Annotated in this window: 17 protein-coding genes and 1 tRNA gene; 3 read left to right on the top strand and 15 right to left on the bottom strand. The window is 64.2% G+C overall.

All coding sequences use genetic code 11. The features are described from left to right. Positions 1-88: 88 nt before the first annotated feature. Together ACLBKT_RS02135 and ACLBKT_RS02130 are read left to right on the top strand one after the other, a co-directional pair. Positions 89-403: a hypothetical protein gene (locus ACLBKT_RS02135; RefSeq protein ID WP_410181333.1), complete on the top strand. Its 315-nt coding sequence runs from the start codon at positions 89-91 to the stop codon at positions 401-403. After that, a complete protein-coding gene (locus tag ACLBKT_RS02130) occupies positions 354-1,700 on the top strand; it encodes a hypothetical protein (protein WP_410181332.1) in 1,347 nt (448 codons plus the stop codon). Before ACLBKT_RS02135 ends, ACLBKT_RS02130 begins: the two co-directional genes overlap by 50 nt. A 165-nt stretch (positions 1,701-1,865) precedes the next feature. Here ACLBKT_RS02130 and ACLBKT_RS02125 read toward each other — a convergent pair whose 3' ends face one another. The 4 genes from ACLBKT_RS02125 to ACLBKT_RS02110 form a co-directional block, all read right to left on the bottom strand. Then, positions 1,866-2,069, bottom strand: coding sequence for a hypothetical protein (locus ACLBKT_RS02125; RefSeq protein ID WP_410181331.1), 204 nt, complete (start codon positions 2,067-2,069; stop codon positions 1,866-1,868). Then, complete coding sequence (locus ACLBKT_RS02120; protein WP_410183628.1) at positions 2,069-2,989, bottom strand: IS1595 family transposase; 921 nt, start codon at positions 2,987-2,989, stop codon at positions 2,069-2,071. The genes ACLBKT_RS02125 and ACLBKT_RS02120 overlap by 1 nt, the downstream gene beginning before the upstream one ends. 196 nt (positions 2,990-3,185) lie before the next feature. Further along, on the bottom strand, positions 3,186-3,677 hold the full coding sequence (locus ACLBKT_RS02115) for a hypothetical protein (RefSeq protein WP_410181330.1): 492 nt from the start codon (positions 3,675-3,677) through the stop codon (positions 3,186-3,188). Between the two features lie 65 nt (positions 3,678-3,742). Further along, positions 3,743-3,819, bottom strand: a tRNA-Arg gene (locus tag ACLBKT_RS02110). Positions 3,820-3,894: 75 nt separating this feature from the next. Here ACLBKT_RS02110 and ACLBKT_RS02105 point away from each other — a divergent pair. Further along, positions 3,895-4,773, top strand: a complete 879-nt coding sequence (locus ACLBKT_RS02105; protein ID WP_410181329.1) for a queuosine precursor transporter — start codon at positions 3,895-3,897, stop codon at positions 4,771-4,773. Between the two features lie 50 nt (positions 4,774-4,823). Here ACLBKT_RS02105 and ACLBKT_RS02100 read toward each other — a convergent pair whose 3' ends face one another. From ACLBKT_RS02100 to ACLBKT_RS02050, 11 genes are all read right to left on the bottom strand, one after another. Continuing rightward, a complete protein-coding gene (locus ACLBKT_RS02100; RefSeq protein ID WP_410181328.1) occupies positions 4,824-6,353 on the bottom strand; it encodes a Ppx/GppA family phosphatase in 1,530 nt (509 codons plus the stop codon). Beyond that, on the bottom strand, positions 6,350-8,500 hold the full coding sequence (locus ACLBKT_RS02095; protein WP_410181327.1) for an RNA degradosome polyphosphate kinase: 2,151 nt from the start codon (positions 8,498-8,500) through the stop codon (positions 6,350-6,352). The genes ACLBKT_RS02100 and ACLBKT_RS02095 overlap by 4 nt, the downstream gene beginning before the upstream one ends. A 178-nt stretch (positions 8,501-8,678) precedes the next feature. Continuing rightward, positions 8,679-9,704 (bottom strand): P-type DNA transfer ATPase VirB11, encoded by a 1,026-nt coding sequence (gene virB11, locus ACLBKT_RS02090; protein ID WP_410181326.1) that lies wholly within the window; start codon positions 9,702-9,704, stop codon positions 8,679-8,681. A gap of 4 nt (positions 9,705-9,708) precedes the next feature. Further along, positions 9,709-10,854, bottom strand: a complete 1,146-nt coding sequence (locus ACLBKT_RS02085) for a TrbI/VirB10 family protein (RefSeq protein ID WP_410181325.1) — start codon at positions 10,852-10,854, stop codon at positions 9,709-9,711. A 39-nt stretch (positions 10,855-10,893) separates the two neighbouring features. Beyond that, positions 10,894-11,700, bottom strand: coding sequence for a TrbG/VirB9 family P-type conjugative transfer protein (locus ACLBKT_RS02080; protein ID WP_410181324.1), 807 nt, complete (start codon positions 11,698-11,700; stop codon positions 10,894-10,896). After that, positions 11,697-12,899, bottom strand: a complete 1,203-nt coding sequence (locus tag ACLBKT_RS02075) for a type IV secretion system protein (RefSeq protein WP_410181323.1) — start codon at positions 12,897-12,899, stop codon at positions 11,697-11,699. Before ACLBKT_RS02075 ends, ACLBKT_RS02080 begins: the two co-directional genes overlap by 4 nt. Continuing rightward, positions 12,896-15,337: a VirB4 family type IV secretion/conjugal transfer ATPase gene (locus ACLBKT_RS02070; protein WP_410181322.1), complete on the bottom strand. Its 2,442-nt coding sequence runs from the start codon at positions 15,335-15,337 to the stop codon at positions 12,896-12,898. Before ACLBKT_RS02070 ends, ACLBKT_RS02075 begins: the two co-directional genes overlap by 4 nt. Beyond that, positions 15,327-15,611, bottom strand: a complete 285-nt coding sequence (locus ACLBKT_RS02065) for a type IV secretion system protein VirB3 (RefSeq protein WP_410181321.1) — start codon at positions 15,609-15,611, stop codon at positions 15,327-15,329. The genes ACLBKT_RS02070 and ACLBKT_RS02065 overlap by 11 nt, the downstream gene beginning before the upstream one ends. Positions 15,612-15,617: 6 nt before the next feature. Then, positions 15,618-15,929, bottom strand: a complete 312-nt coding sequence (locus ACLBKT_RS02060; protein ID WP_410181320.1) for a TrbC/VirB2 family protein — start codon at positions 15,927-15,929, stop codon at positions 15,618-15,620. 38 nt (positions 15,930-15,967) lie between these two features. Then, positions 15,968-16,606 carry a lytic transglycosylase domain-containing protein gene (locus ACLBKT_RS02055; RefSeq protein WP_410181319.1) on the bottom strand — a complete coding sequence of 213 codons (639 nt, stop codon included), beginning with the start codon at positions 16,604-16,606 and terminating at the stop codon, positions 15,968-15,970. Between the two features lie 195 nt (positions 16,607-16,801). Continuing rightward, positions 16,802-17,200: a tetratricopeptide repeat protein gene (locus ACLBKT_RS02050; protein ID WP_410181318.1), complete on the bottom strand. Its 399-nt coding sequence runs from the start codon at positions 17,198-17,200 to the stop codon at positions 16,802-16,804. Positions 17,201-17,374: the final 174 nt, after the last annotated feature.

The following is a 17,374-nucleotide window of genomic DNA, read 5'->3' as shown; positions in this document are numbered from 1 at the left end:
GAATCCTGCCGTCCAGTCCGCTCCCGGGCCTGTTCAGAACGGAATAAGAACGGTTGCGAAAAGTCTCAATCGTGCATAAGCCATTGCCATGGCTGAAGAAGACAAGAAACCATATTTCGATATCGCGCTAGTGGTCCCGCTCGAGGAAGAGCTCATCCAAGTGATGGACCGCTTCCCAAGCAAAGAGAATCGCAGCACGGACACCGTGCTGTGCCATGTGGTGGATAGCGGGAGCGCTGACATATCCATGATCGTCGTGCAGCAGCAAGGAATGGGTAAGACGCACGCGACGAACGCTGCGAACTTTCTGCTCAGCCAGTACGATGTTGGCCTGATGATTTGCTTGGGTAGCCGTGGACGGGTTTCTCACCTTCATCGTCGCAGGAGACAAGTCCGACGTTAATCTAGGGCGGACGACGCGCGCGCGTTTCCTCAGAAGCCTCGCATACGAGATGCGACTTGAGAAGCGTACGTTCGGCCAGGCTGATCTGATAGCCTTCACGAAGGAGTTCGCGGAGCGGCACGACTTCGACATCAATCCACTCAATTTCATCCGGGGCTTCGAGGACCAAGGTATCCTGCACTTCGAAGCCGATAGGGTGCAGATCTCGCTGCCGTTTATCGAAGCCTATCTCTTGGCCGTCGAATTGGCTTCCCGACCGGAAGATGCCCAACGCCACTTTGTGATCGGGGAAGACTTCGACTTCGTGACCTTTGACCTTTACGCTGAGATCGGAGCCTCACGATCGATGTTCAATCGGGTCTGTGAGTCATTGGAAGCGTCTATCACGGAGTTGAGGGACAAAAACGGCACGGCCCACATCCTTCTCGGTGAAGACATCGCGCCTATGAGGGTTCGCGACCGCAAGGCTACGGACCGGCTGAAGAAACGTCTCCAAAACGCCATTGAAGCCGTCAAGAAGGGCGCTAGCGATCTAGAGGATAAGCAAAATCTTCTCGATCTTCAGGATCGTGTCCGCGAAGAAGCTGGGCGCCAGCGAGAAACTCAGGATAATGAAGAGAACGTCGCCTGGTCGGAGCGGATAGCACCGCTGGATCGGATGGGGACGGCCTGGACTATTGCCACAGTGCTGCTCGGTGCGGGAGCCGAACATCTCGAGGCGAGCGAGAAGAGGCGCCTGAGTGCTCTGCTAATCGAAGGTGCGGCGGCTTTCACAGACGAATGGAGCCGAATCCAATCCGAATTCGACTTCAAGGGCCTCAAGGAGGCGATCACGACAGACCAGGCCTTAGAAGACTTGCCAGGTCCTGACGACATCGAGGAGAAGAGGAAATTCGTCGCTGCGCTTGTGGACCTCTTCGAATACCAAGCGATGGCTAGTCCGATCCACCGGACGCTAACCTTCCTCTGCGAACAGGCGAGGCACAGGGTTTTGTCGACCAGCGTCGAAGCGGCGGTGTCCGACGGTTTGATCCAGAACCTGATCAAGGGGACATGGCTTATTGACATCGACCCAGCAAAAGGTCGCAAGCCCCTGCGTGAAGCCATGAAAGCATTGCCGCGCTCTACTTTCCTAAGGATGACGATGGTGAGCCATTACATGACGAGGATGTACTGGGCGCACGGCAAAAAGGAGGACAAGCTTGCACTCCTCGACGCCGCCGACGACATGTTGAAGCCGCTGGAGATTGACCTGGACAAGGCACGGTTGAAACGAATGATCGAAAGCGAGGGCTAGATCAGCCTCATTGAAACTGCACGACCAAATTGACGAACGGTCTGGCGGAATTTGGGCTTGCGGTGTCGGCTTCCGCGTCGCACTCGCCCTTAACTGTGCGGTTTGCAGACGGACCTGTGCAGTATCAGTTAGCGTGGTCAGATCGGTGAGTGTCAGTTGTAGTGGTCAACTCACTTCAATAGCGCAGGAGATCCGTCCCGCTGCGATCATGACCCTTGGATTGCAGCCTTGTTCGTCCACTGAGACCAGATTACCAATAAGAAAGCGAGATTGGGCGGCCAACTCGGCCAGATGATCGACGTTGGGGCAATCAAGCTCGACGTGGATTGGCTCCCGCTGTCCCTGCAATTGTATCAGGTAGAGGGTCATCAAGCCGCCTCCTTCCGGCGCTGCCAGTAGCCCTTCCAGAGCCGTGACACCGGATGCTTGCATCCAAGCGCAACCACCTGTGCGTAGCGCGTCGCAGAGTCAGTCCTGCGATTGTCTTCGCGCCAGCACGCATCGTTGGCGTAATAGAGTGTGTAGGCCCCTGCGATCTTGTGGTGTGTACCTAGCTCAACGCGCCGGAGGCGGGAAAAGAAGGACTCGGCATGATTGGTTGAAATCCACCCGTCAGCATACTGCTTCGAGTGATTGACCCTGAAGGCTTGGTAGCGCGCTCCGATCTTGGATGAGCCGCTAAATGAGTCGGAGAAGATAAACGATCCCTCCTCCACCACGTTCGGCAGAATATCGGGCATCTTGCTCTCATGGGCCACCATGAATGCGCGCGAGCGCCCGTGCCGCTCGCGAGCCACCATCACGACTTTTGCCTTTTCCTTGTTCCGGTTGAGCTTACGGCGGTTGCGGCGTGCGGGATTATCAGTTCCGGGCTTGATGTATCCGCCGCAATGCATCGCATCGATCTCTACCTCGCCGCTTAAGCGGAAGCTGGACTGATGCGCAGTAACTACCTCACGAAGCTTGTGGGCGATGACGAAAGCGCTCTTGTAGTGAATTTCAGCATCTTGGCTCAGTTCGATCGCAGAAATGCCTTTGGCTTTCACGACGAAATGCGCAACCACGAGCAGTAAACTCTTGTACGAGAGCTTGCGGTCTTGGAATACGGTGCCCGATGTAGCGGAGAAGCTTGCTCGGCAAGACTTGTCCGCGCACTTCCACCGGCGACGCGAAGAAATCTGATAGAGGTGTGTGCTGCCGCATTTGGGGCAGAAGGGCTCGCCGTTGTTCTCCGCGAAGCGAAGAGAGACGAACTCGGCGTATGCCTCGTCGTCGGAAAGGGCATAGATACGCCTGAAGCTAAGCGTCCTTGCCTTTGGCGAGAGAAGAAAATGCTGCGACGTAACCTCCTTTGCTCGATCGCAGCGCAGGAAGAATACAGATTGGCAGCCAAAGGCAACAGGTTTGTTTTCTCAGTTAACTTTCGGCAGATTTGTGCGGGGTTCCACATTAACCATGCGGTTATTCTCAGATTACTTTCTCAGATTAGTCGACCCCCTTGCGAATCACTCTCCATTCCTTGGGATAGTCGCGCCGCGATTCGACCAACTCATCCTCATACTTTTTCAGGTAGGTCGTGACGCTGTTGGCAGTCCGATCAAGCGTGTCCTTGTCATCGGTATCGTGCCCGATCTTCTTGAGCATCCGCTCGGCGATCTCACGGGCACGCAACCAATCGCTCGCTTCGCGCAGGACGGCCAAGGCCGTCATGCCGAGATCGCCTGCGGGGAATGGGCTGGACCAACTCCCCTTGCGCGCCGGCTTGATGTGGCCGCCAGACCAACTCGCGTCGTCAAGCTTCAGGATCGTCTCCGCGGCGGCAATCAGTGCTTGCTGCTCGCGGACCTTCTCACGGAGCGAGATCATTCGCTTGAGCCCTGCCTGAATTTGAGCGATCTCTTTCTGAGCGGCTTCAAGCTCGCCCAGCGCCTGAGCGATCTTGCGCTCCAAGCCGTACTTGATGTTCGTCTTTCCCATGCTGGGAAATATAGCGACGACAGGCACTTATCGCTTGGTGCAATTGCGCCATAATACCGAGAAATTGGCGCGCCCGGCAGGACTCGAACCTGCTGCCTCAAGATTAGAAGTCTCGCGCTCTATCCAGATGAGCTACGGGCGCGCACCCGAAACATGGGAGACGGCTGCCCAATAGCGCGCTTTGCCGCACAGGCAAATCGCGCTAATCGGTCAAGCGATGGAAAACACCGCTCCTGCTGATCCAGCCGCCGCCTTTGACCGCGATCCGACCGACGGCATTGTCGCCACCAGCCGTCCGCCGATCACCTTCCGGTATTACGATCTGGTGATGGCGGGTTTCGTCGCGATCCTGCTTCTGTCGAACATCATCGGCGCGGCCAAGCTGACCTTTGTCGACGTGCCGTTCTGGCCGCAAGGCTGGTGGCCCGCGCCGGACGGCGTGTTCATCTATGGCGCGGGGATTCTGTTCTTCCCGCTGGGCTATGTCATCGGGGACGTGCTGACCGAGATCTATGGCTTTGCCAAGGCGCGCCGGGTGATCTGGGTGGGGACGGCAGCGATGCTGTTCCTTGCCTTCATGTCCTATGTCGTCACCGCCCTACCGCCCTTCGCCGGATGGGAATGCGCGGCCAGCGGGTTCGGCGGCCCCCGCCCGGACACCGCCACCGCCAATGCGGCCATCACCGGCGGCCAAATCTGCCAGAGCACGTATGAAAGCGTGTTCGGCAGCACCTGGCGGATCGTCGTCGCCTCGATCACCGCCTTCTGGGCGGGCGAGTTCGTCAATTCCTTCGTCATGGCCAAGATGAAGGTGCTCACCAAGGGCCGCGCCTTGTGGACCCGCACCATCGGCTCGACCTTCGTGGGACAGGGCGTCGACAGCCTGATCTTCTACCCGGTCGCCTTCTACGGCATCTGGACGACCGAGGCGGTGCTGACCGTGATGGTGACCAACTGGGCGCTGAAAGTCGCATGGGAAGCGTTGCTGACCCCGGTGACCTATGTGGTGGTGAACCGGCTGAAGGCCGCCGAAGGTGTCGACCTGTTCGACATCGACACCGACTTCTCGCCCTTCGGGAGCGCGCAAAAGGGGTGACAGCCCCGCAGTCCCTCCCCGTTGCGAAGCCATGGGAAGTGACGTGAGGGCTACATCACGATTTCATCGACGATATCGACCCGCCAGCCGATCCCCAGCCGTCCGGCGAGCAGTTTCATGTCCTTCTCCGTCGGCGAGCCGAACAGCGCCGCATGGCTGGCAGCGAGTTCGAGCACCAGCGTGCCCTCCTCCACCCGCAGCCGGCTCACCTCAAGCGAACGGGCCGATTGCCCGCCGAGCCGCCGCGCGAGGCGCAAAGCGAGGCCCCAGCACACGGCTTCATCGATCGCTTCGGGACAGGCCAGCGCGCGCACCTCTGCGGGGAGGTTCAGCTGGTTGCCATTGGCCGCAATCGCCGCGGCCAGCATCGCCCGGCCCTTGCCATCAATCCCGACCCAACGCTTGTGCAGCGCCCAGTTGATCGCCTGCGGCAGGCGGATATTGGGTTCGATCTGCATCGCGGCGAGCGCGAGCATGGTCGCCGCCAGCCGCAGCCGCTCGCTGCCATGTTCGCGCGCGGGGGCGGCATCCAGCGTCCAGGCTGCCATCCGGGTGGCGAGCGTCGGGGCAGAGCCGCGCTGGCTGGCGAACACCGCCACCCCCGCCAGCAGCGGGTCTTGCGCCTTGGTGTGCGCCGGCAGACGATCATAAAGCAGCCCCTCGCGCAGACCCCAGGACGAGAACACCACCTGCTCCGGTGCCAACCGCGTCAGCAGTGCTTGCAGCAGCACGGCGGCATCGGGGAGCTTCTCGGCCCGCATCGCCGAAATCCGCTCGCGGCCCTTCAGGACATCGGCTTCACTCAGCGCAAGGCCGGTGGCGAGTTCGAGTGCCGCGGCGCCTTCGATCGCGAAGCCGTGCGGATCGCTCAGCGGATAGCCGCGCGCCGCCATCGCATAGACCGCCATCGCCCGCCACGTCCCGCCGACCAGATAGAGCGTGCCATTCTCCGCCGCAGGCGTCGCTGACAGATCCCAGCCAGCCTTGCGGATCACCTTGTCGAGGCTCTTACGCATCTCGCCCCGCCCACCCTTGCGGTGTTCGGGCAGGCGCAAGGTGCCGAGCGGGAGGGTGCTGGCGCTGTCGGTCTGGCCTCCTGCCACGCGGACCAGCTCAAGGCTGCCGCCGCCAAGGTCGGCCACGATCCCCCGCGCATCAGGGAAGGCTCCGATCACACCGTGGGCGCTCAGCAGCGCTTCTTCCTCGCCCGAGATCACGCGCGGGTTGAGGCCGATCGCCCGCAGGCTCTCGACAAACTCGGGGCCGTTGGCCGCCTCGCGCACAGCGGCGGTCGCCACGGTCTCGATATCTTTGATCCCGAGATCGGCGAGCAGCAGCGCAAAGCGTTTCAGTCCGCGCAGCGCCAGCGCCATCGCCTCGTCCGCCAACCGGCCGGTCGCCGCAATCTCGCGCCCGAGCTTCGCTGTCACCTTCTCGTTGAGCAGCACCGTGGGCGCGCGCATCGTGCCGCCATAGACCACGAGGCGCACCGTGTTCGAACCGATGTCGATGATCGCGCGCTCGGCGGAGTTGCCGCCAAACGCACTGTCGCGGCTTTCGCGCCGCCAACGCCAGATCATGCTGCTGCTCCCCGGCGCAGCGAAAGCTTGGGAACGGCCCCCGCTTCCAGCGCTCCGCCGCGCCCGGAGAGCGACGGGTTGGTCATGAAGTACCGGTGGCAGTTGAACGGCTTGCGCCCCTCTTCAACCGTAAAGCGGGAATAGCTGCCGTCAGGATGCAGCCACCAGCTTTGTTCGGTATCGAGCATATTGGCGAGCAGCACCTGCTGAAGCACCTGATCGTGCACCGTGCGGTTGAGGATGGGGATGAGCGCTTCGACCCGCCGATCGAGATTGCGGCTCATCATGTCCGCCGATGCGATGAACACCGCCGCATGGGCGCTCGGCATGGCGTGGCCATTGGCGAAGGCGTAGATGCGACTGTGTTCGAGGAAGCGGCCGATGACCGATTTCACGCGGATGTTCTCGGACAGGCCCGCGATGCCCGGCCGCAGGCAGCAGATGCCTCGCACCACCAGTTCGACCTGCACGCCGGCATTGCTGGCGGCATAGAGCCGGTCGATCACGCCCTCATCGGTCAGCTGGTTGCACTTGAACCAGACCGCAGCAGGCTTTCCGGCTTGCGCATTGGCGATTTCGGTATCGATGCGGCTGTAGATTTCCTCGCGCAGATCAATCGGGGCGATGTGGATGCGTTCGAGCGCGTGGGGCTCGACATAGCCGGTGACGAAATTGAACATCTTGGCCGCATCGCGCGCCAGCTTGGGATCGGCGGTGAAGAAACTGAGATCGGTGTAAACCTTGGCCGTGACCGGGTGATAATTGCCGGTGCCGAAGTGGCAGTAGGACCGGAACCCGTCGCCCTCGCGCCGCACCACCATCGCGACCTTGGCGTGGGTCTTCCAGTCGGTGAAGCCATAGATCACCTGCACGCCCGCGCGTTCGAGCTTGCTCGCCCACTTGAGGTTCTGCTCCTCGTCGAAGCGGGCCTTCAGCTCCACCACGGCGGTGACGGACTTGCCCGCTTCGGCCGCCTCGATCAGCGCGCCGACCACGGCCGACTGCGACCCGGCGCGGTACAGCGTCTGCTTGATCGCCACGACATCGGGATCGGCCGCGGCCTGCCGGATGAAATCGACCACCACTTCGAAACTTTCGTAAGGGTGGTGGATGATGATGTCCTTTTCCCGGATCGCGGAGAAGGCGTCGCCGTCATGCTCGCGGATCCGTTCCGGGAAGCGCGGGGAATAGGCATCGAACTTCAGGTCGGGCCGGTCTTCGCGGACGATTTCCGCAAGGCCATCGATCCCGATCATGCCATCGGTCTTGATCACCGCGGCCTCGTTGATGCCGAGCTGTTCGAGCAGCAGCTGTTCGGCGGCGGGATCGAAATCCTCCTCGATCTCCAGCTGGATCACCTGCCCGCGCCGCCGCCGCTGGATCGCGCTGCGGAAGGTGCGGACGAGGTCCTCGGCCTCTTCCTCGATCTCGATATCGCTGTCGCGCAGCACCCGGAACAACCCGTCGCCCTGAATCGTGAAGCCGGGGAACAGCGCCTCGGCATAGCGCTGGATCAGCCGCGCAATCGAGATGTAGAGCACGCTGCCGTCCCCGCTGACCGCATCCGGCACCCGCACGAAGCGGGGCAGCGCGCTGGGGATCAGCACCATCTCGATCAGCTGCTCGCCGCCAGTATTGCGGGTCAGCGTGAACAGCAGACCCATGCCCTCGTTCTGGACGAAGGGGAACGGGTGCGCCGGATCGAGCGCCTGGGGCGTGATGATCGGCAGGATCTCGTTGAGGAAATAGGTCTTGAGCCACTTGTGCGCGGCCGGGCTGACGCGCTGTTCGTCGGCAATGTGGATATCCGCGCCTGCCAGCCCTTCCTGCACCGAGCGCCAGATCGTCTGCTGGATGGCGCTGAGTTCGGCCAGCTTCTCACGGATCGCGGCCAATTGCTGCGAGGGGCTGCGCCCGTCGATCGACGGGATCGCCATGCCGCGCTGCACCTGCCCCACCAGCCCGGCGACGCGGATCATCATGAATTCATCGAGATTGCTGCCCGAAATTGACAGGAACCGCAGCCGTTCGAGCAGCGGGTAGGCCGGATTGCAGGCCTCTGCCAGCACGCGCTGGTTGAATTGCAGCCACGACAGTTCGCGGTTGAAATAGGGGGATTCGTCATGAGCCAGCTCGGCCATCTGCATGGGGGCCGCGCCTGCGGAAACATCCGCGTTGCCTATCGGTGACGTGCTCATCGCTTTCCTGTTCTGCCCTGCGCCGGTTCACGGGACGCGGCGCTTGACCAGCGCATGTGTTCGCTCGGCCCAGGGGTGTAAATCAGGAAGATGGGCTTGTCACACCAATGTCAATCTGACGGGCGGTTCACACCAGTTCGCGGCTCTCGGCAATCTGGGTGATGCCGCGCTTGCCATTGGCGTCGCGGCCCAGTTGCACGATCACGTCGATCACGCTGGCGGCATAGGCGATGGTGTCCGAGCGGGTGAGGCCGATGCCGGTCTGCATCACCATCAGCGACAGCTGTTCGAGCGCGCCGCGCAGGGAGTTGGCGTGGATGGTCGAGAAGCTGCCCGGATGCCCGGTGTTGATCGCGCGCAGGAAGCTGACGCTCTCCGCGCCGCGCAGCTCGCCCAGCACGATGCGGTCGGGGCGGAGGCGCAGCGCGGCTTGCAGCAATTCGTTGGCGGTGACCTTGGCCTCCCCCAACTCGCCCTTGACCGCAACCAGGCCGACCGCGTTCTCGCCGGGGAACTTCAGTTCGGGCGTGTCTTCGACCAGCACCACACGCTCCTGCGCCGGAATCTCGCCGAGCATGGCGTTGAGGAAAGTGGTCTTGCCGGTGCTGGTTCCGCCCGAGATCAGGATCGTGCGCCGCGCGCGGATCGCGGCGCGGAGGTAGGCGATGGGCTGGCTTTGCGGATCGGGCAGAGCGCAGGGCATCTCGCCCGCGAGCGGGCCGGTGTCATAGGCGTCGAGCGGCAGGTCGAGCCGGCGGTGGCGGCGGATCGCCATGACCCAATGCTTGCGGCTGGCGGGCGGCCCGCAGAACTGCACACGCGCACCGTCCGGCAGGGTCGCGCCCAGCAGCGGGTGTTCGCGATTGATCCCCTGGTGCGAAACCCGCGCGACCTGTTCGGCGAGGCGCTGCACCAGCCGGTCGTCGATCTCCGGCGTTTCGATCCTTTGCATTCCGGGGCTGGCGGCATCCTCGATCCAGACCTCGCCCGGGCGATTGACCATGATTTCGGTTACAGTGTCACGGTCGAGCCAACGGCGGAACGGCGCGAGATAGGCGTCGAGATAGACGCTGCGTTCGGCCGAAAGCGGCACCGCCCCCTCGGCCGGGGTCTCGCTCTCTCCCATGCCGAGCCGGTGGATATCCGCGCTCATGCCGTCAGTTGCCGACCATGCTGAAATCGAGATCGCGGGCGGTGTAGACCTTGATCGGCTCCCCGGCGCGGACCCTGATCGTCGGGCTGATCTGCCCCTGCGATTGCACAGCCGAATTGGCCGCACCTTGCGCGCCGCCCGCGACGATCACGCCGCCCACGCCGCCGGTTGCCAGCGCGCCGAGGCCGCCGACCACCGACAAAAGCAGGCCCGAACCAAAGCGCTTGAGGAAGTGGCTGTTGACGTCGCCCTCAAGCCCGGTCGTCCCGTCGAACCCGATCGCGGGGGATGCAATATTGACCGAGACGCCATCGGGCCGGATCAGCCGTGTCCAGATCACATAGGCGCGGCGCTGGCCCTGTTCGACGCCCGCCTGATACTGCCCGATCAGGCGCGACGAACGCGGGACGAGCACGCGCTTGCCATCGAAGCTGCGGATATCCTGGCTCACCACCGCGCGGACATAGCCCGGCACGTCGGTGTTGATCGCGGTTTCGAGCACGGCCGGGATCAGCGTGCCTTCTGTCACTGTGGTCGAAGGATTGGTCATCGCCCGCGCCTGTGCGGGCCCGCCGCCGACGCCGCCGATCTGGCCTGCGAAAGCGGCCGCACCGCCAATGCCGGCCACATTTCCTGTCGTCCCAGCCGCCGGAACGCCCAGCGGCGCTTCGGCAAGGCGCGCGCTGCCCGCGGCACGGCTCGCATCGAACACCAGCTGCGGGGTGGCATAGGGATTGACCGCCATGCCGGGCACGACCGAGGGATTGTTGGCGAGAACCGGCATCGGCGCAGGATCGCCCTGCGGTGCCATCGGCACGGCACCGGGCTGCTGCGCGGGATTGCCCACGGGCGGCACTGCCGCAGGCGCGGCAGGCGGCGGCGGCGCAACGGCGGGATTGCCGATCCCCTGTGGCTCAGGCGTGCGCGCCGCGTTCATCGCCCAGAAGGTCACAGCGCCGAGCAGGCCAACGACCGCGACCCCAGCCGCCATCTGGAACCCGTCACCCTTGGCCTTGCGGTCAGTAACAGCGGGAAAGGCCGCGCGGCTGGCGAGATCGATGATCTCGGCGGATTCCCGCTCGCGCGGATCGCCGCTTTCGCCGGTTGAACCTTCGCCCTTCCTGGGCGGCAAACGCATGGCCAGACGCATCAGATGCTCTCCTTGGCGGATTCGATGGCAATGATCATGTTACGACCCCCCCTTGCGCGGCGCGGCCAGCTCCGCCTGCCGGGCCGAAGGCGCCATCGGGCCGGTGTTGGTGAGGGTCGCGCTATCGCGGCCAGCGCGCAGGATGATCTGCGGCGGCACCCCGTCCACCACCAGGGTATCGCCGCGCACGGTGTAATTGATCGGCCCTTCTTCACCCGCCGCATTGGTGACGAGGATCGCCGGAATCGCGACGCCTTTCGGCCAGGTCAGAAACACCGCATTGCCATTGTCATAGGCGCGTGACGGCAGCAGGTCGCGCGCGCCTGCGCTGGCCCAGGCGAAGTTGAGACTGGCCGGATCGCTCACCGCATAGGGATCAGCCGCAAGCGCCACCTCCGCCGGAGCCTCCAGCGCCCGCACGGCCTGCGCCTCGGCTTCGGCGATGGCGGCAAGACGCGCTTCCTCGGCCGCCCTCTCCAGCTCGGGATAGCGGAATTGCAGCACATAGAGCGCGGCGTTTCTCGGGGACGCAACCAGATCGAACAGGTAGGTGCGCTTGTCCGTCACCACGGTCATATTGGTGCGGGCCTCGGGTTCCAGCGGCTTCACGAACAGAATCGACTGCGCCTTGTTCGGCTGCACCTGCCACGCGGCGGAATCGCCGATCGCGACATTCTCGATCACTTCGTCGGGCCCGAACTTGATCGTGGTCTGGACCTTCACCTTGCCGTCGATTCGCACCACCGCGTTCTCGTCGAACACGCGTGTTTGCAAGCGGTTGTCCTGCGCCGCGACAGGCGCGGAGAGGCAGAGAGCGAGGCTCGCGAAGAGCACGGCGCGGGTCATTGGTAGGTCTCCGAAGGGGGGGCTTTCGGCGCAGGCGCAGGCTTGGCGGGCGATGCCGAACGGAAGCGGTTGCCGATGCCGCGGGTGCGCGAGGTTGCCGGATTGAGCGGCACCACCTGCCCGCTTCCCCCGCCGCCGGTCGCATAAACCCGGGTCTCGCGCGCCACGGTGCCCGCAGGCCCGGTATCATTGGCGGCGGCCACGGTCTGGAGCGCGCCCAGATCCACCCGGCGCGGGGCCAGACCGGGGCTTGGCGGCGCGACGTTGGTGTTGCGCGGCACCGAGCCGACCGCTTGCGGCACCGCTACGGAGCGCGCGCTGTCATGGCTGCGGCTGTGTTCCTTGTCCGGCACCAGGCCGAACACCTGCCAGCCCGCCACCATGCTGGATGCGACCTTGAGCGACAGCAGCATCAGCGCCATGTGCACCGCGCCGATCACGAAGAACGCCATCGCGGCCTGCTGGTCGATCTGCCCCGGCACCGCCACCAGTGCGGCGAGCACCGGCACGGCCATCTCCAGCATGATCGACCCGCCCAGCACCGCAAACAGCGGCGCCAAAGCCATCATCGTCAGCCCTTTGAGCCAGCCGGTGAACAGCTCGCGCGTGCCTTCGAACAGCGCCAACACGACGAAGATCGGTCCCACGGCGAGCAGCAGCGCCAGCGCGATCCGCGCCGTCACCAGCAGCCCGACCGTGCCGAGCAGCAACAGCATCGCACCCATCCACATCATGCCCGGCGGCGAAAAGGCGGAGATATCCTTGGTATCCCCGCTCGCCCGCTGGATCGCCATGAACACCACGTCGAGCTTCTGCGCGAACACCGCCGTTGCACTCTCGCCCTGCGTCCCGGTGAGGATGCCGGCGATCTGGTCCGGCCCACCGATGAAGATGTTGTAGAAGATGGTCGAGAAGGCGACGAAACTGGTCGCGAAGGTCAGCACCAGCCCCAGGGTTATCGCCTTGGGCAGCAGCGCGCGCACACCCAAGCTCGAACGACCCAGCATAAGGGAGATCGCGAAGAAACTGACATACAGCCCCAACAACACAGTCAAGGCAAAGGCCAATTGCCCCTCGGTCCCGAACAGGCGGTTGAAGGCCTGTTCCGAGACGGTGGCGGCGATGCAATCGACCGCGCTCAGCGCCGCGGCGACGCCCGTGCCCATCGACTGGGCGGCAAGATCACAGGTGGTCGTCATTCGGCGGCCTGCCACATCGGCTGACCGTCCTGATCGCCGTCGCCATCTGGCCAAGCGCGACCCGTGAGCGCCGGGAACCATGCCGCAGGCGCATCGCCCACCGCCTCGCGCAGCAGATCGAGCCGCCGCACCGCGCTTTCGCGGCCCGAGAGGATCGTCAGCACCTCCGGCGCGCCCGACAGGTCGAGGCGCACCACCACGCTCGCATCGGGCTGGCGCACGAGGAAACACCGGCTGTGCGCAGGCAGCGAGCGGATCAGCGCGAATTCGTGGCTGGTGAGGCCGAAGCCGTCGCAATAATCCTCAGGCCGGGCGCGGCTGTTGGGCATGAACACCATCGTCGCGGTCTGTTCGACCAGCGCGGTGGAAATACGGCTGTCGAGCGCATCGCGCGCCGATTGCGTGGCGAACCCGACCAGCGCGTTGCGCTTGCGCAGCGTCTTGAGCCAGTCGCGGATGCGCGCGGCAAAGACCTCGTCGTCAAGCGCCTTCCAGCCTTCATCGATCAGGATCATGGTCGGCTGCCCGTCCAGCCGCTCGTCGATGCGGTGGAACAGGTACATCATCGTCGGCGTGCGCAGGCGCGGGTTTTCCAGCAGCGCGGTCATGTCGAAGCCCAGCACCCGCTCGGCGAGGTCGAGCCGGTCGCGTTCATTGTCGAACAGCCACGCGTGCTCGCCGCCATCTCCGCTGGGCGATCCGATCCACGCCGCCAAGCGATCCGCCAGATCACCCGGCTGCGGGCGGCGGGTGCCCGAAAGCAGCTCCTTGAAGTGCCTGAGGCGGCGCAGCGAAGGATCATTGGCATAAGTCGCATCGACCGCCGCGCTGATGGTCGAAAACTCCTCCGGGCCCTCGGCCTTGAGCAGCACGGCCAGCCAATCTCGCAGGAAGGCGCGGTTGGCGGGGGTGTCGGGGAGCGAGAGCGGATTGAACCCGGTCGAGTCGCCGGGAGCGATGCGGCTATACCGCCCGCCGATCCCGCGAATGAACAGCTCCGCGCCGCGATCCTTGTCGAACAGGATGGTGCGGGGGCGGAATTTCTGTGCTTGCGCCGCAAGGAAGTTCATCACCACGGTCTTGCCCGAGCCGCTCGGCCCGATGACCGAGAAATTGCCCAAGTCGCCGTGGTGGAAATTGAAGAAGAACGGCGTGGCGCTGGTCGTCTCCAGCAGCGTCACCGCATCGCCCCAGTGGTTGCCGGACGCCTGCCCCAACGCAAAGCCGTGGAAGCTCCCGAAGCCCGCCATGTTGGCCGAGGAGATCAGCGCGCGGCGCACGATATATTCCTCGTTCCCCGGGAACTGCGCCCAGAAGGCGGGTTCGAGATTGGTGTCCTCGCGCACCGCAATCGCGCCGGTGTCCGCGAGGGCGGCGGCACAGGCCGCCATCGCATCATCGAGGCGCGGCAGCGTGGTCTCGCGCACCAGCACGGTCAGGTGATGGTCGCCAAAGCCGACCGCCCCGTTACCCAGCGCATCGCGCGCCGCGAGCATGTCGGCGCGTTCGGCGGCAGCCTCTTCATCGACCGAGCGCGAGCGGCGCAGCGCGAGGTCGATCCGCTCCTTGGCCGTGGTGCGCTCGTTGGGGGCGTAGCTTTCGGTGACGACCATCTCGAACGGCAGGCGCAGCAGATTGTCGAGCAGGCCGGGCGAGGTCGCCTCGGGGTAATCCTTCAGCCCGAGGATCGCGGCGAAATCGGGCGCAGCCGAGCCGCGCAGCTCCATCGCATCGAGCCCGAAGGAGGCGCGGCGATAGGGGAGCATGTGGCCGATGTCGGTATCCTCCGACGGCCGCCTGACGGGGCGCATCTCGCCGTTATACAGCGCGGAGAGCAGCTCCAGCATCTCCGAATTGGTGCCGCTCGAACCGGGTGCCTGATAATCTCCCAGCACAGCCGCGCCATAGTTCTGCAAGCTGGCGACGAGCCCGGTAATCGCGGCCTTGAGGCTGCGGATATCCTTGGGATCGGCCTCAAGCTCATCCTGCCCCGCCCGCGAGAAGAACTTCGAGAACCGCTCGGGCAAGCCGGTCTTGCCGCGCGCAGGGCGGCGGATCAGGGTGACGAACTGGTCGTTGATGAACAGCGAACCACCCGCCAACCGCTGTTTCCAGCGCGCGTCGATATGGCGGCTGAGGGGATCGGGAAACTCGGCCTCCAGCTCCACCTCCACCCGGCGGCGGATGACGTGGTGATACATCACGAAGCGCGCATCGAGCGTCGAGCGCAGCATCACCTCGCGCGTGGCGGCGTGGGCGTTCAAGGCATCGCTGTCCTCGGTCTCGAACAGCAGGCCCGGCACCTGGATCGCGCTCATTACCGAGCCGTCACGCAGCAGCACGGTGTTCTCGTCGATCAGGCGGGCATAGGGCAGGCGGTCGCCAACCTTGGCTTCCTTCGCACTCCACGCGGCGGCGCCGATCCATTTACGGGGCATAGGAATTGCACCCCCAGCGATTGAAATTGGGCACCCGCGGGCACTTCGAGACCTTGGTGATCCACAGATCGAAGATGCGCGGTTCGCGCAGCGAAGCGAAGTAGCCGATCCCGTGCATCACCATCGGCACCGGCAGGATCCACCAGCTCTTGAGGATCAGGAAAGCGATCGTCGTCACCATCAGATTGATGATGAAAAAATTCATCGTCACGCCCGCAAACATCTGCGGGCGGGTGAGCGCGCGGTGCACCGGGTTGCGGATGAGCTCGCTCACGGACGCTTACCCCGCGGCTGACTGAATACCGGCGACGATGGTGGTCGCGCCGAAGAGAATGAACACGCCGATGATCACGGTCGCGCCGAAGCGCCAGTTCATCCGGCCCGTCAGCATCATGAAGCCGATCGCCGCAACCGCCATCACCGCAATCGTGGTCGCCACCGTCCCGAGCAGCGTGCCTTGCAACCACAGCAGGGCATTGTTGATCGGGCCGGAGCCGGCCGGATCGGCAGTTTGCGCAAAGGCGACGCTCGGCGTGAGCGCCAGTGCGAGGGCAGCAGCAAGACGGGCAGGAAGGCGGAACAGCGACATCATTTCTCGGTCATTCTTTCATGTGATCTGAACGCAGCCGGTCACTGGCCGACGATACGCGAATGGTTGGCAAGCCGCCCCATGATGGCGGCGACATATTGCTTTGTCTCACGGATATTGGGGATGCCCCCGGCCCGCTCGACCCGTCCCGGCCCGGCGTTGTAGGCCGCCAGCGCCTTTTCCAGATCGCCGTCAAACCGGTCGAGCTGTTCGCGCAGATACCGCGCGCCGCCTTCGAGATTGGCGAAGGGGTCGCGCGGGTCAACGCCGAGATAGCGGGCCGTGCCCGGCATCAGCTGGGCGAGGCCCTGCGCGCCGACCGGCGAGCGGGCGTTCTCGTTCCAGCGGCTCTCCTGCCACACCAGCGCTTCGAGCAAGCTGGGTGACAGATCGAACCGGGCGGCGAGTTCAAGGATCTTGGCGTGATAGCGCAGCGGAATCCCGGCAGCATGGCGCGCCGGATCGGCAATGGCGTGTTCGGGGATCGAAGGCGCCCCTGCAAAGTCCAGCTCTGCCGCGGTGAGCGGCATGGAAGAGGCAGCCCCGGGATCGACCGCAGTAGCGGGGGCGAGCGACTGGCCCGCAAGCGGCCCTGCCACCCAGCGCGCGCCGTCAGCACCCAGTTCGAGCACATCTGCCTGAGCCTGGGCGGCCAGCCCGAGTGCAGCAGTCCCAATCATGACGCGGCAAGCCGCGGCGAGAATCATGTCTCGGCCCTCCAGAATGTCTCCCTTTGTCTATCCTAAATGACACGCAGGTGACAGTCTTGCGAAAGCCCCGCCTTCAGTCTCCGGCGCGCGCAGCAAAACGGGCGGGCTGCTCCCCTGCAGCCCGCCCGTTTGCGGCTTCAGTGCGACCCGAGGGCCACACGGCAATCAATCGCGAAGGGTCAGCTGTTCACCGCGCATCGCGGGCTCGCGGAACTCGCCGCGCTCAAGCATCTTGATCGCCTTGCGGGCCAGACGGCGCGAATCGGTGGCAGTGCCATCGGCGGTGTCGAGCTCGACCACTTCGTGACAGGCCAGCGCCGCTTCAAACGCGTCCCGTGCTTTCACATCGTCGCCCGCCTGCGCATAGGCGATGCCGAGATTGATCAGCACCGCGGCGTCATGCGGATCGGCCGCGCTTGCCTTCTGAAGCGTCGCCAAGGCCTGTTCGGCCCGGCCAGCGGCCAGCGGCTGCACCGCCAGTTCGGCATCCTTGATATGAGCGGCAGGGGCCCCTGCCAACGGGGTCGCAGCGATCAGCGCGAGTGCGAAAGCGGTAACGGACATCGGCATGGCTCCTGTGTGAACGCCGCAGAAGATGACTCACTTGCCGTGCCGATGCAACAAAACTGAAACATTGTAATTTATTTGTAATCTAAGCCGCCATCTCTCTGCTTTTGCGCCATTTTAATGTTACGGTCGTGCGCGCAGCATCCCGCCGCGTTTCGCGCGGCTTTGTCG

Origin of the sequence: Erythrobacter sp. W302b, from assembly GCF_046452395.1 — a bacterium.
Classification (GTDB): domain Bacteria; phylum Pseudomonadota; class Alphaproteobacteria; order Sphingomonadales; family Sphingomonadaceae; genus Erythrobacter.
Note: the sequence above shows the minus strand (reverse complement) of the source record. Positions and strands in the feature narration are given on the sequence as shown.

Excerpts from the sequence above, each read along its gene's own strand:
- ACLBKT_RS02135 (WP_410181333.1), top strand. The coding sequence starts at position 89 with ATGGCTGAAGAAGACAAGAAACCATATTTCGATATCGCGCTAGTGGTC.
- ACLBKT_RS02125 (WP_410181331.1), bottom strand. The coding sequence starts at position 2,069 with ATGACCCTCTACCTGATACAATTGCAGGGACAGCGGGAGCCAATCCAC.
- ACLBKT_RS02115 (WP_410181330.1), bottom strand. The coding sequence starts at position 3,677 with ATGGGAAAGACGAACATCAAGTACGGCTTGGAGCGCAAGATCGCTCAG.
- ACLBKT_RS02105 (WP_410181329.1), top strand. The coding sequence starts at position 3,895 with ATGGAAAACACCGCTCCTGCTGATCCAGCCGCCGCCTTTGACCGCGAT.
- ACLBKT_RS02100 (WP_410181328.1), bottom strand. The coding sequence starts at position 6,353 with ATGATCTGGCGTTGGCGGCGCGAAAGCCGCGACAGTGCGTTTGGCGGC.
- ACLBKT_RS02095 (WP_410181327.1), bottom strand. The coding sequence starts at position 8,500 with ATGCAGATGGCCGAGCTGGCTCATGACGAATCCCCCTATTTCAACCGC.
- virB11 (WP_410181326.1), bottom strand. The coding sequence starts at position 9,704 with ATGAGCGCGGATATCCACCGGCTCGGCATGGGAGAGAGCGAGACCCCG.
- ACLBKT_RS02085 (WP_410181325.1), bottom strand. The coding sequence starts at position 10,854 with ATGCGTCTGGCCATGCGTTTGCCGCCCAGGAAGGGCGAAGGTTCAACC.
- ACLBKT_RS02080 (WP_410181324.1), bottom strand. The coding sequence starts at position 11,700 with ATGACCCGCGCCGTGCTCTTCGCGAGCCTCGCTCTCTGCCTCTCCGCG.
- ACLBKT_RS02075 (WP_410181323.1), bottom strand. The coding sequence starts at position 12,899 with ATGACGACCACCTGTGATCTTGCCGCCCAGTCGATGGGCACGGGCGTC.
- ACLBKT_RS02070 (WP_410181322.1), bottom strand. The coding sequence starts at position 15,337 with ATGCCCCGTAAATGGATCGGCGCCGCCGCGTGGAGTGCGAAGGAAGCC.
- ACLBKT_RS02060 (WP_410181320.1), bottom strand. The coding sequence starts at position 15,929 with ATGATGTCGCTGTTCCGCCTTCCTGCCCGTCTTGCTGCTGCCCTCGCA.
- ACLBKT_RS02055 (WP_410181319.1), bottom strand. The coding sequence starts at position 16,606 with ATGATTGGGACTGCTGCACTCGGGCTGGCCGCCCAGGCTCAGGCAGAT.
- ACLBKT_RS02050 (WP_410181318.1), bottom strand. The coding sequence starts at position 17,200 with ATGTCCGTTACCGCTTTCGCACTCGCGCTGATCGCTGCGACCCCGTTG.